The sequence below is a fragment of the Arenibacter sp. ARW7G5Y1 genome (genome assembly GCF_003201775.1).
In the GTDB taxonomy this organism is placed as follows: domain Bacteria; phylum Bacteroidota; class Bacteroidia; order Flavobacteriales; family Flavobacteriaceae; genus Arenibacter.
On record NZ_QJJZ01000009.1, the window covers coordinates 29,411 to 44,350 of the forward strand.

At 37.1% G+C, this 14,940-nt stretch carries 17 protein-coding genes; 13 read left to right on the forward strand and 4 right to left on the reverse strand.

Translation table 11 applies throughout. From position 1 onward, the window contains the following. Positions 1–91 precede the first annotated feature (91 nt). From C7972_RS13625 to C7972_RS13680, 12 genes are all read left to right on the forward strand, one after another. Entirely contained in the window at positions 92–1,111 is a 1,020-nt protein-coding gene (locus C7972_RS13625; RefSeq protein ID WP_110356731.1) for an alpha/beta hydrolase, read from the forward strand. Between the two features lie 57 nt (positions 1,112–1,168). Further along, on the forward strand, positions 1,169–1,693 hold the full coding sequence (locus tag C7972_RS13630) for a YceI family protein (protein WP_110356732.1): 525 nt from the start codon (positions 1,169–1,171) through the stop codon (positions 1,691–1,693). 86 nt (positions 1,694–1,779) lie between these two features. Then, a complete protein-coding gene (locus C7972_RS13635) occupies positions 1,780–2,259 on the forward strand; it encodes a VOC family protein (RefSeq protein WP_181422892.1) in 480 nt (159 codons plus the stop codon). After that, positions 2,259–2,780, forward strand: a complete 522-nt coding sequence (locus tag C7972_RS13640; protein ID WP_110356734.1) for a VOC family protein — start codon at positions 2,259–2,261, stop codon at positions 2,778–2,780. The genes C7972_RS13635 and C7972_RS13640 overlap by 1 nt, the downstream gene beginning before the upstream one ends. Positions 2,781–2,824: 44 nt before the next feature. Continuing rightward, on the forward strand, positions 2,825–3,421 hold the full coding sequence (locus C7972_RS13645) for an NADPH-dependent F420 reductase (RefSeq protein ID WP_110356735.1): 597 nt from the start codon (positions 2,825–2,827) through the stop codon (positions 3,419–3,421). 117 nt (positions 3,422–3,538) lie between these two features. After that, positions 3,539–4,117, forward strand: coding sequence for a Crp/Fnr family transcriptional regulator (locus C7972_RS13650; RefSeq protein WP_110356736.1), 579 nt, complete (start codon positions 3,539–3,541; stop codon positions 4,115–4,117). A 102-nt stretch (positions 4,118–4,219) separates the two neighbouring features. Beyond that, on the forward strand, positions 4,220–5,077 hold the full coding sequence (locus tag C7972_RS13655) for an SDR family oxidoreductase (protein WP_110356737.1): 858 nt from the start codon (positions 4,220–4,222) through the stop codon (positions 5,075–5,077). 60 nt (positions 5,078–5,137) lie between these two features. Continuing rightward, positions 5,138–5,770, forward strand: a complete 633-nt coding sequence (locus C7972_RS13660) for an NAD(P)H-dependent oxidoreductase (RefSeq protein ID WP_110356738.1) — start codon at positions 5,138–5,140, stop codon at positions 5,768–5,770. 96 nt (positions 5,771–5,866) lie between these two features. Further along, the gene (locus tag C7972_RS13665) at positions 5,867–6,793 is read left to right on the forward strand and encodes a VOC family protein (protein ID WP_110356739.1); all 927 of its coding nucleotides are present in this window, start codon (positions 5,867–5,869) and stop codon (positions 6,791–6,793) included. A gap of 27 nt (positions 6,794–6,820) precedes the next feature. Then, positions 6,821–7,351: a DoxX family protein gene (locus C7972_RS13670; RefSeq protein ID WP_110356740.1), complete on the forward strand. Its 531-nt coding sequence runs from the start codon at positions 6,821–6,823 to the stop codon at positions 7,349–7,351. A 159-nt stretch (positions 7,352–7,510) separates the two neighbouring features. After that, positions 7,511–8,326 carry an oxidoreductase gene (locus C7972_RS13675; protein ID WP_110356741.1) on the forward strand — a complete coding sequence of 272 codons (816 nt, stop codon included), beginning with the start codon at positions 7,511–7,513 and terminating at the stop codon, positions 8,324–8,326. A gap of 5 nt (positions 8,327–8,331) precedes the next feature. Beyond that, complete coding sequence (locus tag C7972_RS13680) at positions 8,332–9,135, forward strand: AraC family transcriptional regulator (protein ID WP_181422893.1); 804 nt, start codon at positions 8,332–8,334, stop codon at positions 9,133–9,135. Between the two features lie 488 nt (positions 9,136–9,623). Here C7972_RS13680 and C7972_RS13685 read toward each other — a convergent pair whose 3' ends face one another. Further along, positions 9,624–10,595: an acyl-CoA desaturase gene (locus C7972_RS13685; protein WP_110356743.1), complete on the reverse strand. Its 972-nt coding sequence runs from the start codon at positions 10,593–10,595 to the stop codon at positions 9,624–9,626. Positions 10,596–11,359: 764 nt separating this feature from the next. Here C7972_RS13685 and C7972_RS13690 point away from each other — a divergent pair. Further along, positions 11,360–11,818 carry an Lrp/AsnC family transcriptional regulator gene (locus tag C7972_RS13690; RefSeq protein WP_110356744.1) on the forward strand — a complete coding sequence of 153 codons (459 nt, stop codon included), beginning with the start codon at positions 11,360–11,362 and terminating at the stop codon, positions 11,816–11,818. Between the two features lie 260 nt (positions 11,819–12,078). On the opposite strand, the gene C7972_RS13695 is transcribed toward C7972_RS13690, so the two are convergent. The 3 genes from C7972_RS13695 to C7972_RS13705 are packed head-to-tail and all read right to left on the reverse strand — an operon-like array spanning position 12,079 to position 14,879. Further along, positions 12,079–13,458: an NAD(P)(+) transhydrogenase (Re/Si-specific) subunit beta gene (locus tag C7972_RS13695; protein ID WP_110356745.1), complete on the reverse strand. Its 1,380-nt coding sequence runs from the start codon at positions 13,456–13,458 to the stop codon at positions 12,079–12,081. Further along, the gene (locus C7972_RS13700; protein ID WP_258364867.1) at positions 13,458–13,769 is read right to left on the reverse strand and encodes an NAD(P) transhydrogenase subunit alpha; all 312 of its coding nucleotides are present in this window, start codon (positions 13,767–13,769) and stop codon (positions 13,458–13,460) included. The genes C7972_RS13695 and C7972_RS13700 overlap by 1 nt, the downstream gene beginning before the upstream one ends. A 9-nt stretch (positions 13,770–13,778) precedes the next feature. Next, complete coding sequence (locus C7972_RS13705) at positions 13,779–14,879, reverse strand: Re/Si-specific NAD(P)(+) transhydrogenase subunit alpha (protein ID WP_110356747.1); 1,101 nt, start codon at positions 14,877–14,879, stop codon at positions 13,779–13,781. Positions 14,880–14,940 lie beyond the last annotated feature (61 nt).

Below are 14,940 nucleotides of genomic sequence, written 5' to 3' on the forward strand. Positions count from 1 at the left end.
TTTTCCTAATCTACTTCATTGGAACTAGGAAGCGGTTCATTGCACTTTTGTAACGTCAATATTGACGTATAATAATTTAAACAAAAGTAAAATGAAAATAATATCACTTATTCTAATTATTGTCAGTGCACAAATAAATGCTCAAGTAAAAGATTACTTGAATGATGAACACATAGACAGTGGCACCAAAGAATTTTTAAAAGTGCTTAACACTCCCAACGGCCCTGGGTTGGAAACTTTAACTAAAGAAGATGCCCGTCAGGTTCTAATTGGAGCGCAGGCATCAATAGATGTAGACCTTTCAGGTATTGAAGCATCTGAAAAAACCATTAATCAAGATGGATATGAAGTAAAACTAAATATCGTTCGTCCGAGTGGTATTAAAGCAACGCTACCAGTTTTTATGTTTATCCATGGTGGAGGGTGGATATTAGGAGACTACCCAACACACAAAAGGCTGGTGAGGGATTTAGTAGTTCGTTCAGGTGCAGTAGCGGTATTTGTAAATTATACGCCTTCACCAGAGGCACAATTCCCTACTGCGATCAATGAAATTTATGCGGCTACTAAATGGGTGTCCAAACATGGAGAAGAAATTAATGTAGATGGCCGGAAAATTGCGGTAGTTGGGAATAGTGTTGGTGGTAATATGGCAGCAGTTACTGCTATTAGGGCAAAAGAAGAAAAGGGTCCGCTATTAAAAGCTCAAATATTATTGTGGCCAGTAACAGATGCCAGTATGTCACAAGAGTCTTATAAGACTTTTGCTAAAGACCGATTTTTGACCACGGCCATCATGGAATGGATGTGGAATCAATATACCACGAACACCAAAGAACGTAATTCAATTTACGCCTCACCACTTAATGCTAGCTTGGAACAGTTATATGGATTGCCGCCAACCGTAATACTGGTAGCAGAAAACGACATTTTAAGAGATGAAGCAGAAGCTTATGGCCGTAAACTTGATAAAGCGGGAGTTGAAGTTGCGACTGTAAGGTATAATGGTACAATCCATGATTTTGGAATGCTCAATGCTTTGGCAAGTATACCATCAACCCAAGCAATGCTTGACCATGCTGCAGCAGAAATAAAAAAATATCTGAAGTAAATATTTAATAATCCAAAACAAGTATAACCGTCAGTAATGACATAAATAAATTTAAAAATGAAAACAGCAGTAAAAACAAAATGGAATTTAGATGTAGCACATTCTGAAATAAGCTTTAAAGTTAAGCATATGATGATCTCTACAGTAACAGGACACTTCGAAGACTTCAGCGCAACAGCTGAAACTGAAAACGAAAATTTCGCAAATGCAGATTTTAAATTTGTAGCAAATGTTGATTCTATCAATACTAAAAATAGTGACAGGGATGCACATTTAAAATCTGATGACTTTTTCAATGCGGTAGAATATCCAGAATTGACCTTTAAGTCCAAATCTTTTGATGGGGATAAATTGGTTGGAGATTTAACGATTAGGGATAAAACCAAGGAGGTTGTATTGGATGTGGATTTTAATGGATTGGCGATAGACCCTTATGGTCAAACCAAAGCAGGTTTTGAAATTACCGGAAAAGTGAATAGAAAAGATTTCGATTTAACTTGGAGTGCGGTAACAGAAGCAGGAAGTATAGTGGTAAGTGATACTATAAAGCTTGTTGTTGACCTACAATTTGTTAAGGAATAGTTTTTGGTCAGTACTTTTTGTTGAGGCTGAACAATTTGTTTCAGCCTCAATATTCGGTAAAGTAAATGGTAGCAAATAGGAACATCTTGGAAAATAATAAAATGGAAGATCAAACAAAATCAAAGGGAGGATTAAACACCTTGGCCTTATATAACGTTGCTTTTGTGGTGTCTAATATAGAAGATTCCATAAAATGGTATGATAATATCCTGGGGTTTAAATTATTGATGAAACAAGCCATTCCCGTAGAAAAAGGTGAGTTGCAAATGGCCTTTATGGAAGGTGCGGGTATGAAAATTGAAATGCTTCAAAATTCAGATAGTCAATTAATCCATGCGATTGTCGAGGACTCAAAAATGGATGCTCCACCCACAGTAATAAGTAGTAAAGCTCTGGTGTTTCAAGTAGAAGATTTAAAGGTAGCAACAAAAGAACTTGAAGATAAAGGAGTGGAGTTTTTATGGAAAGAGAGATATCTAGCAGAGGGGGCCTTGTTTTGTACCATGGCTTTGGACCCGGACAATAATCGTATAAATATTTTTCAATCAAATACAGTAATTCAATAATGGAAACTACTAATATTATCACCAAAATAGATCATATAGGTTTAAATGTACCGGATATTAATATTGCAACCACCTTTCTACAAGAGGCGTTTGATGCCGAGATTATTTATGAATCCTACAGCCGGGCGCTTCCACCTATGGAAGCATCTGAAGAACTCGCATCAGCATTGAACCTGGCGCCCAAGGCAACCCTGTATTCGTGTAGAATGATTAAGATAGGAAGTGGTGTTAAAATAGAATTATTTGAAATTCACGTTGATGGTCAGAGACAACCCGTAAAATCAAGCGATTTGGGTTTAATACACTTTGCTTTGTACACGGATAATATGCATAAGGCAATCCAAAAATTTGAAGCTGCAGGAGGAATAATGTTATCGGATCCAAATCCCTTTTTATTCCCGGCAGAGAAAGGAGATAAAAATTTCTTCTGCTATGGTTTAACACCTTGGGGAACAACCATTGAGTTTATCACCTATCCAGAAGGGATGCCCTATGAAAAGAATATTAATCTTTTTAAATAGCAATTTTCAATACAAACCGATATTAAAAATAAAAACATAAGATTATGAAAACGGCAATTATAGGAACAGGAAAAATTGGAGAAGCAATAGCCAAAAAATTAATTAAGGCCAAGCATAGTGTTTTGCTTACAAACAATAAAGGAGCTGCTAGTTTAAAAGAAAAAGCAGCAAAGCTGGGCAGTCTTGCAATTCCGGCGGAATTAAGTGAAATAACTCGGGCAGATGTGCTTTTCCTTACAGTTAGATGGTCCCATTTGAAACAAGTAGCAGCAGATGTCCCTAACTTGGATGGTAAGATTTTAGTTGATGTTACCAACCCAATCTTGGATGATATGAGTTATGACAATTTAAAAGGAAAAGCGGCTAGTGAAATTGTACAAGAACTTTTTCCAAAGACACGGGTAGTAAAGACATTGAATCATTACTTTTTGAAATGGATAGATGCAGACCCAAAAGTTGACAATGGTAAACGAATTGCTTTTGTATCAGGTGATGATACTGAGGCTAAGAACACAGTTGTGAATCTACTTAATGAATTTGGTTTTAAGTCAATTGATTTGGGAGACCTGGCCACAGGAAGTAAACTACAGCAAGCTGGTGGACCATTGGCCGCGTTAAATTTAGTAAGCTATCCTGCTTAAATGATTTTTTGTTCCCCAAAAAGGAAAAAACAATAGCCTAAAGTACTTGTTTTAATGTACATTTAGGCTTATTTTTTTGCAATATTTTCAGAGTTAAATTTTTAACTTTGTAGTATAATGTTGGAAGTTTTCAAGAAATATATAACCGATAAAGTATCTATATCCGAGGATGAATTAAATGAGATACTTTCTTATGCCATATTAAAAAAATTGCGTAAGAGGCAATTTCTATTGCAAGAAGGGGATGTTTGGCGTTATAATGCTTTTGTTAGCAGTGGCTTTCTTAGAAAATTCTCAGTAGACGACAAAGGAACAGAGCACATAATGAGCTTCTCTCCTGAAAACTACTGGACTGGCGACAGGGAAAGTCTAGTTAATGAAACACCTTCAAAATTTAATATAGAAGCTCTTGAAAATTCAGAAATTCTGCTATTTAAAAAAGAGGACTTTGAAATGCTTTGCAGGAAAATCCATGTTTTTAACAATATGGTCAATAATATATTACACAGGAGCTTCATTACTTCTCAAAGTAGAATCCATTCCAGTATTAGCCTCAGCTCGGAAGAAAAATACAATAATTTCGTTTTAAAATTTCCATCCATCGCAAATCGTGTTCCTCAACACATGATCGCTTCTTATATAGGTATTTCGCCAGAAACCTTAAGCCGCATTAGGTCCCAAGCAAATAAAAAGTAAAATCATTGACATTTATCAATAGTTTTTTCATTTAAATGTCAATGGAAAAAGGGTCACTTCAGTGGCATCTTTGTCTCATTAATAATTTAAAATTTTATAAAAATGGGCAAAGTAATTTTTATCACAGGAACAAGTTCAGGTTTTGGTAAATTAACAACCATCACCTTATCAAAAGCAGGTAATACAGTAATTGCAGGTATGAGAGGCGTATCGGGCAAAAATAAAGAAGCAGCTGACGAACTTTCGGCTCTGCCAAACGTTGAAGTAGTGGAAATTGATGTGACCGATGACCATTCGGTATCAAATGCATTTCAGCAAGCTCTCACAAAACACGGAAAAATAGATGTATTGGTCAACAACGCAGGTGTGACCGGTTTTGGGCTTTTGGAAGCCACTTCAATTGAACAAATCCGTAAAATGTTTGAAGTAAACTTTTATGGTGTTATTAGAAATTATCAAGCCGTTTTACCAAGTATGCGTAAAGAGAAAAGTGGTCTTATAATCAATATAACATCAGGAGCTAGCGCACATACATTACCATTTATGATCCCCTATTTAGCTTCAAAGTTTGGTGTGGAAAGTATTGCAGAAGGTCTCCAAGTAGAGTTGGCCCAATTCAATATTGAAAATGTAACCATACAACCGGGTGTTTATCCTACCGAAATGAACAATGGCAGTAAACAAGGAATTGGTGCAGACAAGCCAGATGTTGCAGCAGCTTATGATCCTATTGCAACAGATATGTTTAACGCTATTGGAGCAGGATTATTTGGTAAAATGCAAGAGTTTGATATGAACCCACAAACAATTGCTGATGGAATATTAAACCTGGTAAGCATGCAAGATGGAACCAGACCATTGAGATACCCACTTGATGCCATTGCACAAGGTACGGACATTGAATTTATCAATGCGAGAGCGGAGATAAAAGAAAAATGGTTGGCTAAGTATAGCGGATAATTGTTCAATCAAACACGCTTATCCCAACACCTGGGATAAGCGTTAAAAGCCTTGGATAAAATGGAAACTATAGAAGCAATGAAGTGGCGTTATGCTACCAAGAGAATGTCAGGTAAAACAATACCGGATAGTACCGTAAATAAAATTATAGAAGCTATGCACTTAGCTCCTTCGGGAATAGGTTTACAACCTTATGAGATCATCAGTATTACCAATAGCGAACTGAAAAGAAAAATAGAGCCCATTGCTTTTAACCAAAAACAGATAATTGAGTGTTCGCACCTACTTGTTTTTGCCGCTTGGGATACCTATTCAAAAGAAAGAATTGATGGGGTTTTCGATTATTTGGCAAAAGAGCGTAATCTTCCTATTGAAAAGACTTCAGGTCAAAGGAATTTTTCGAAACAGTTTTTTGGTGCTATGAGCGATGAAAACAATTTTCATCATGCAGCCAAGCAGGCACATATTGCATTGGGAATTGCAACACTTACCGCAGCCCTTGAAGGGATAGATGCTACTCCAATGGAAGGTTTTGATCCGATGGCTTTGGACGAATTACTGGGTTTGAAAGAAAAAGGATTAAAAAGTTCAATGCTATTGGCTTTGGGTTATAGGGATGACAGTAACGACTGGAATTTAAACCTTAAAAAGGTAAGAAAACCATTGTCTGAATTTTTAACAGAAATTAAATAAACCATTGTGAGATGAGTCAAATCAATTCTGGAAATCGACCAAAATGTTGATTGGCAAATTACATCTGACCATTTTAAAATAAATAAATATTAACAGATGAAAACAAAAATTTTAATCTTGATGATTGGGTTGGTCGCAATGTTTAATACCCAATCGGTCGCGCAAAATTTCAATGTAAAAGGAGTGGGCCATATAGGTATAAATGTGCCGGACTTAGACGGGGCATTGACTTTTTTTTCAGATGTTTTAGGTTTTGAAAAAGCATCAGAACTTGAACTATTGGAATTGGACGAGAGTTGGAAAAAGCGTTATAAAATTCACAAGGAAGCCGTAATAGAGAGGATTGTGGTAATTCAATCTAGCAGCGGAAGCAAAATAGAATTATTTCAATACAAGTCAGAGAAAAGTAATAAGAAATTACCTTTTGGCGAAGATCCGGCTTGGTATCACATAGCATTTTACACCGACGATATTTATAAAAGTGTGGCCTATTTAAAATCAAAAGGAATCACATTTCTAGATGATCCATTTGTAAATAGTAATGGAGAACTGTGGTCCTATTTTACATCTCCTTGGGGATTGCAAATGGAATTGATCTCTTATCCCAAGGAGAAAAACAATAACGAAAAACGTCTAACATTAAAAACACGAACAAAAATGAGTAAAGTAGATATAGAAGCCTTAACGAAAAGGCATTTGGAAATATGGACAGAAAAAAATGCTGAAAAGCGAAATGAGTCCATTAAAGAAGTATACACAGAAGATGTAGAAATAATTGACCCATTCTTTGTAATAAATGGACATTCCAAACTAAATGATTTTATTGAGGACTTACAAAAAAAGCATCCTGGATTTGATTTTAGTTTAGCAAGGCCAATTGAAAGTCATAATAATATAGCTAGGTTATTCTGGCAGTTTGGTACAGCATCTAAACCAAATGAGATAACAGGACAGGACATTTTTACCATAGAGAATGGTAAAATAAAGTCGCTTTACATTTTCATTGATGGATTAAAAAATTAATAATAAAACTATTTAAAAAATATAATCATGAGTACAATAGTAAAAATCTCCAATCTCCTTTTTGGAGATCGTAAAAGCAATAGCTTTGCTTCCATAGGTTTATTGATAATACGTTTAATAGCAGGTTTTGGTTTAATTATGCACGGATTGCCAAAGCTCGCAGCCCCTATGAGTTTTGCAGGGGAAGCCTTCCCTGGTATCTTACAATTATTGGCTGTTATAAGTGAATTCGGAGGTGGTATCGCATTGATACTCGGCATTTTTGTGCCATTGGCATCATTGGGAGCCTCTATAACTATGTTTGTGGGAATAGTTTTTATGCATATTCCCTTTAAAGACCCTATTTACCGTATTACCGTAAAATATTCGTTTGAAGGCGACGGAGATCCTTTTTTCGGGTTTCCGCTATGGTTGGCAAAAGCTGATGGACATAGTGTAGCCGGTTCGGGTTCGGCGGAACTGGCACTATTATATTTTGTAATAACATTATGTTTGTTTTTTGTTGGTGGCGGATATTATTCCTTGGACCATTATTTAAGATTTAAAAGACAATATTAATTTAGTAAGCAAATTATCCAACACGGATATCTTGCTTTTTAATGTATTGATATGTCCTTGACAACAACGTATATGCCCAACAAACATGTTTGAGCTTTTGAGCAAAGTTTCACCCTTTATATCACGCTATTTTTGCATTGCATTTAAAAAAAATAAGATATGAGCAAAATAGTTTTAATAACTGGAGCTTCTTCAGGAATAGGTAAAGCCACCGCTAAATTGTTGTTAAAAAAAGGATATATAGTGTACGGTGCCGCGCGAAGGCTAGATAAAATGAAGGATTTGGAACAGTTGGGAGCAAAACTCCTTCATATGGACCTAACTGATGATAGTACAATGGTATCCGGTATCGAAGAAATTATCACATGCGAAGGGCGAATAGATGTATTGATTAACAACGCAGGTTTTGGATCCTATGGTGCTATAGAAGATGTAGCTATTGAATCTGCCCGTTATCAATTGGAAGTTAATGTGTTTGGAGCGGCAAGATTAATGCAATTGGTTTTACCATATATGCGAAAAGCCCAATTTGGTAAAATTGTTAATATATCCTCTATTGGAGGGAAATTGGCAAATCCTTTTGGTGGTTGGTATCATGCGAGTAAGTTTGCATTGGAAGCCTTAAGTGATAGCCTGCGTATGGAGATAAAACATTTTGGAATAGATGTAATTCTCATAGAACCAGGGGGGGTCAAATCTGAATGGAGTGATATAGCGATGGAAAATGCCCGTAAGGTTTCTGAAAAGGGAGTTTATGGAACAATGGTTGATAAAATGATAGAAACAGGTGAAAAGTTTAAAAATAAAAATACCGATCCTGCGGTAATTGCCACCCTTATTCTAAAGGCAATTACAGTAAACAGGCCTAATACAAGGTATAGTGGTGGCTTTATGGCAAAACCTTTACTTTTAATGAATAAGGTGTTATCTGATAAAATGATGGATAAAATAATTTTGAGCCAATTCAAAAAGTAATGGCAATGGGAGTGCAGAACTATAATATTCTATATTCCTGTGTCTATGAAAAAGAAAGGGGTAATGAGCAATTTGTAGAAGAGAATGCCTTGGGAATTGTCCTTTCCGGCGAATTGCACCTTTATTCAAATGGTGGTACCGTTGTTTTTAAAAAAAATAGTATAGGGCTAATCCGTAGGAATCAATTGGCAAAATCCATGAAATTACCAGAGGCTAAGGGTAAGCCTTTTAGGGCAATAAATATTTTACTGGATCAAAATGCATTATGGAAATATGCGTCCACCCATGCCATTGAAAACAATAATCGATATCATGGTGATTACATCATCGATTTAACAAAAGATGTTTTGTTGAAGGATTACCTCGAATCTTTATTGCCGTATATTGATAATCCTCAAATGTTAACTAGAGCAATTTCTGAACATAAGATATTGGAAGCTATTGAGTTACTCTTAAAAGTGAAGCCGGAGCTCATCAGTTTTTTATTCGATTTTAATGACCCCCATAAAATAGACTTGGAAGCATATATGATCCAAAATTTCACCTTCAACGTTCCGCTTGAAAAATTTGCCAAACTTACAGGAAGGAGTCTAGCCACGTTTAAACGTGATTTTAGAAAAACATTTAACGATTCACCAAGGCAGTGGTTAACAAAAAAACGTCTTGAGGAAGCACATTTTCTTATGAACACTAAGCATAAAAAGCCTTCTGAAATATATCTGGATCTAGGTTTTGAAGATTTGTCCCATTTTTCATACTCTTTCAAAAAAATGTTTGGTATTGCACCGTCAATGATTTTGAAGAGGTGATTATAGAACAGTGCCTAATGAATGCCTGTGTATGTCGATAATAATGGACAGTTATACATATAAGACATATCTATTTGGGCCAACAGTAACATGGAAGGGTTTTAAGGTAAGGATTGCATCAAGGGCAGGTCGGAAGATCCGGACCCAAAAACCTATTTGGCCATACCAAACTTCTACGGAGATATATCCCTATTGTCCATGAGGACCCATTATACGGGACTTTTCCATCTTGTTGTAAAGTATCACATGAAGGACAAGAAGATTGGAATCAAATCAATAGCAAACGGAATAATACGGACAAGCTGGTCAAAAGTGCCAACGCGGCCCTGTCACAATAGGTTTCGAAGAACTATTGGGATTACTTTACCCAAATGGATTCCTCCCAATATGTTGATAACGTGATAGGTAATTGAATATCTAACCTTGGCATAAGTCTTCTGCCTGGCAATCTTGTCCTTTATTTTTTATGTATGGCAAAAAATATATAATTAGTGATGGGATGGAATTGGTTGTAATTCCATTCGTCCCAAATCCCGCAACATTTTAAAGTGTTCGAAAATTGCCGAGGCAAAAGATCCGTTGGAGTGATACGGTAAACCAAACTCTTCCGCGGTACGTTGTACGATTGGTGCAATTTTACGATAATGTATGTGTGAAATGTTAGGAAAAAGATGGTGCTCTATCTGATTGGTTAGTCCACCGACCAACCACGATAATAGTGCACTGTTTGGCGCATAATTACAAGTGGTCTCCAATTGGTGGGCCAAACGCTCGGATTCCAAATTTCCATTGTTGTCTGGTAGAGGAAATGAAGCATTGGGCATAATGTGCGCCGTCTGAAAGACCAATGTGATGCATAGGCCAGTTACAAAGTGCATGGCCAAAAAGCCCAAAATTATTACCCAAGGAGAAATAGAGGTCAATAGTATGGGTAAAGCCAAAGCATATGAAAAATAGATTATTTTCCAAGCCATAATCTTAAGAATTCCTTCAATATAGGTCCTTCTGTTTTTAACCAGTCCCATTTTGTAATATCTGGTATATCGGACAAAATCTTTAGAGGTGACCCATGAAATTGTTGATAGACCATAAAAGAACCAAGCGTAATAATGTTGATACTTATGAAGTTTGTTCTTTTTGGCGTGAGGTGAAAACCTCAAGAAAAATGGTGCGTTTATATCATCGTCATGTTCCTCGATATTGGTATAACTATGGTGCAAAACATTATGTTGCAACCTCCAGACCTTGTCATTTGCACCAATAAGGTTGATGGTATAGCCCATAATTTTATTGACCATTTTATTCTTGGAAAAGGACCCGTGAATGGCATCATGCATTACTCCCATGCCTATACCGGCCATACCCAAACCACTCAAGATGTACAATCCGAACAATAACAGGATACTTGTGGGAGGAAAGAAAATAATAGTTGCTAAAGGGGTAAAAAACAGCAATAACATTACGATGCTTTTAAAAAGCATTTGACGGTTGCCATGCCTAGATTTTTTAGTGCTTTTGAAATATTCGGAAACACGTTTTTTTAGTGTTTTTGAAAAATCGGAGCCTACTGATGTTGGAAAAGATAGATTTTTAATAAATGAAAAAATTAGTTAAACAATAAATTACTTCAAAATGTGTAAAAAAACGAGAAGTAAAATCTTGTGATAATTGCTTAACGAACTACTGCAAATTGGCAATAGGTAATACTATTTTGACTGTTCTGTAGTGCAGAACATGTACAAAGTTACCTTAATTATGTTGAATTACCTAATGTTAACTGCAAATAAGGTTCTCGATTCCGTTTGTACATCATCGTTTTGGTGAGCCAAATCGATTTTAAAAAAGGAGATGTAAACTTGATATAGGGGGCAACCGATTATCAAATAAACATTACCTAACCACTTGACGATGGTAAATAGAACAAAGGGCTATTTAAGACAATAAAAGGACAGATAATACATGTGATGGAAGATCGGAAATGAAGTTAAATAGACCAATAAGCAGGTGGCATAATAGCTATTTATGAATATGAAAAATCCTACTTATGAAAAATGATATAAAATTATTTTTGTGTTCTTTTATTATCATATTATTGGTGTTTTTCGATAAATGATGAATTAAATTTACTGAAACTAACAATTATCAGAGTAAAACACAGCATTTGGTAAATATTACTGAGGTGCTGGCAAATTTGTTAGGCCTGGATTATCTAATATTGAGCACTATGAAAGATAGAATGGATGAAATGGATTTCAAAATTTTAAGTTTACTGGCAGATAATGCCCAGATGCCTTATACCGAAGTAGCGAAAAAGGCAGGTATTTCACCAGGGACAGTCCATGCAAGAACCAAAAAAATGATAAACCTTGGGTTGATAAAAGGTTCAACCCTTAATTTGGACTACAGTAAAATAGGGTGGAAAATGACTATTTTCTTAGGAGTTTATCTACGGGAAAGTTTTATGTACAAACAGGTTATTGAAGCCTTACGCAAGGTACCGGAAATAGTTAAAATTCATCATAGTACCGGTAAATTTGATATTTTTCTTAAAATGCATGCCAAAGATAGTATGCACTACAGGAAGGTATACCAGGATGCTATTTTAACCATTGAAGGCATAAAAGGGGTAGAATCCTTTATGTCCGTTGAGGAAAATATGAGCCGACATATAGTTTTCGAGTGATAGGTGTTTCCTAATCTGTTAGACGCTACCCAGCCATAGATAGGGCTAAATGGGACTCCCATCTTTTTTGATAGCACTTTTTACTTGAATCTGGGACAAATACTAAGGCATTATCCTATATGATCCAAGTGTTAATAAGGGGAGTGCTCCGCAATTCCCAGATGCAACTACCTTTAAACTCCCTAAACTGGAAAACACAATCCAAATCCTTCAAAGTGATTCTCCTTATACAATAGGTCAAAATACTACGAAGGGGATGATTACATGTTTTTCAATTCGGCCACCAAATCAGTCAGCGCAGCCTTGGCGTCTCCGAAGAGCATGGAGGTTTTGGAATTATAGAAAAGCTCATTCTCTATCCCGGCATAACCCGCGTTCATGCTGCGTTTGTTTACGATGATATGTTTGGCATTTTCCACATCCAAAATAGGCATACCGTAAATTGGGCTCGCTGGATTGTTATGTGCAGCAGGGTTAACAACATCATTAGCTCCAACAACCAGCACTATATCGGTATTGCTAAACTGGGGATTGATATCTTCCATTTCAACCAGCATATTGTATTCCACATTGGATTCCGCCAATAGTACATTCATGTGGCCCGGCATACGCCCTGCTACCGGATGAATGGCATATTTTACGTTCACCCCCTTTTTTGTCAATAGCTCTTCCAACTCATGTATTACATGTTGGGCCTGTGCCACTGCCAGGCCATAACCAGGAACTATCACCACCTGGTTGGCGTAATTCATCATAATGGCCGCATCACTGGGATTGGTGCTCTTTATAGACCCTAAGGCCTTATTTTCGCCTATGGCTGTAGCTGCTCCTCCAAATGCACCAAAAATTACGGAACCCAAAGTCCTGTTCATGGCCCTGCACATGGCTACCGTTAGAATAATACCGGCAGATCCTACCAAAATACCCCCAACGAGCATCACCATATTGTTATAAAGTATCCCTGTAATGGCAGCAGCAATACCTGTCAAAGAATTCAATAAAGAAATTACCACTGGCATATCCGCTCCCCCTATGGGAAGGACAAATAGAATGCCATAGATCAGGCCTGAGGCCAAAAATGCATATAATAGTAGTTGACTATCTACGCCTGTAGCGACCATAAATGCCGCAAAAATGACAATTCCAATAATTACAAGGTTGTTTATGATATTGTAGTAGGGTATCCTCACCACACTTTTTAACGAGCCGTTTAGTTTGCCCCAGGCAATTAAACTGCCGGAAAATGTAATGGCCCCGATTATTATGCCAGAAACTATGGTGGTAGACTGGGTAATGTTATTTACATTTTTACTGTATTCTACCAACCCTATAAGCGCTGCACTGGCACCGCCAAAGCCGTTGAACAAAGAGACCAATTCCGGCATTTTCGTCATTTCCACCTTTATTGCTATCAGCCAGCCAATTAAGGAGCCTATAAGTATTGCCGCGGCAATCAGGATATAAATTAAAGGTGGAACCTGCTGTTCATGTACAAAAACGGTACCCACAATGGCCAAACCCATCCCGGCGGCCGCAATTAAGTTACCTTTTTTTGCCGTTTCCGGGTGGCCTAGCATTTTTAGGCCAACTATAAAGGTAACGGTTGCGATCAGATATATTATATTCAATAAAATCCCCATTATTTTTTTCTTTTAAACATTTGTAACATTCTGTCGGTAACAGCAAAGCCACCAACTACATTTAAGACCCCCAAAACTACTGCCACGAAACCCAATGACAAGGCTACATAATCAGTAGGGTCTGCATGAAGCATTACTAAAATGGCCCCTACTATAACCACACCGCTCAAAGCATTGGCCCCTGACATCAAGGGTGTGTGCAAAACTGCGGGAATGCTTTTTATTACCTCTACACCAACAAATATGGCCAGGATAAGTATGTATGTAATCTGTAGGTTGTTTCCAATAAATTCCAAAATCTCATTCATCATTTATTTATTTTAATTTTTTCTAATGGTTCCATTTTTAACAATCAGGGTCTCATCTGTAATTTGTTCATCCAGATCCCATTTAAAATGGGTTTCTTCGGTTAAATGCATAATGTAGTTGTAGATATTTTTTGCATAAAGATCACTGGCATTGGTAGAAACGCTTCTTGGATCAATACTGGTGCCTATGACTTTTACTCCATTTTTGACAATGGTCTTGTTTATCTGACTTACTTCGCAGTTTCCACCTTGTGCGGCGGCCAAGTCGATGATTACCGCACCGTTTTTCATTTGCATTACCTGTTCCTCCGTTATTAGAATCGGTGCCTTTCTTCCAGGAATATTGGCCGTGGTAATAACCAAGTCTGCTTGGAACAATGATTTATTTACAGCCTCTTTTTGTCTTTTTTGATAATCTGCCGAGGCTTCCTTGGCATAACCCCCTTCCGATTCCTCTCCCTCATTGTTGACCGAGATAAATTTTGCTCCCAAGGATTCTGCTTGCTCCTTGGTTTCGGATCTAATATCAGTGGCCTCAACAATGGCCCCCAATCGTTTGGCTGTGGCTATGGCTTGAAGACCTGCAACGCCAATACCATATATCAATACTCTTGCGGGTGGTATGGTTCCCGCCGATGTCATCATCAAAGGAAATATTTTGGTCATTTCAAAGGCTCCCAAAATCACCGCCTTATAGCCTGCCAAATTGTTTTGTGAACTCAGTACATCCATATCCTGGGCCCTTGATATCCTTGGAATGGCATCCATAGAAAAAGCGGTTACCCCTTTATTGGCAATGGCTTGGACTAGTTGGGGGTTCGACTTATGGTACAGTTTACTGATCAGAATCTGACCTTTGTCCACAAGTTTTAAATCTTCTTCATCAAAGGGGTTGATTTTCAGCAATATCTCTGCTTCGTGAAAAACGACCGCTCTTTTTTCAACAGCAACCTCAACATTTTTATAATCCGAATCCTTAAAGGAAGAGTTCTCACCAGCACCTTCCTCTATGAGAACTTCAAAACCCGAGGCCCTTAATTGTTTCGCAATAATTGGCGTAATGGCAACCCGTCTTTCACCATCCAAGGTTTCTTTTAATATGCCTATTTTCATTTTGGTCAATGGTTTGGTTAAAAATGATTTATGTTAACTAATTGGTTAAAAATCACTAAAA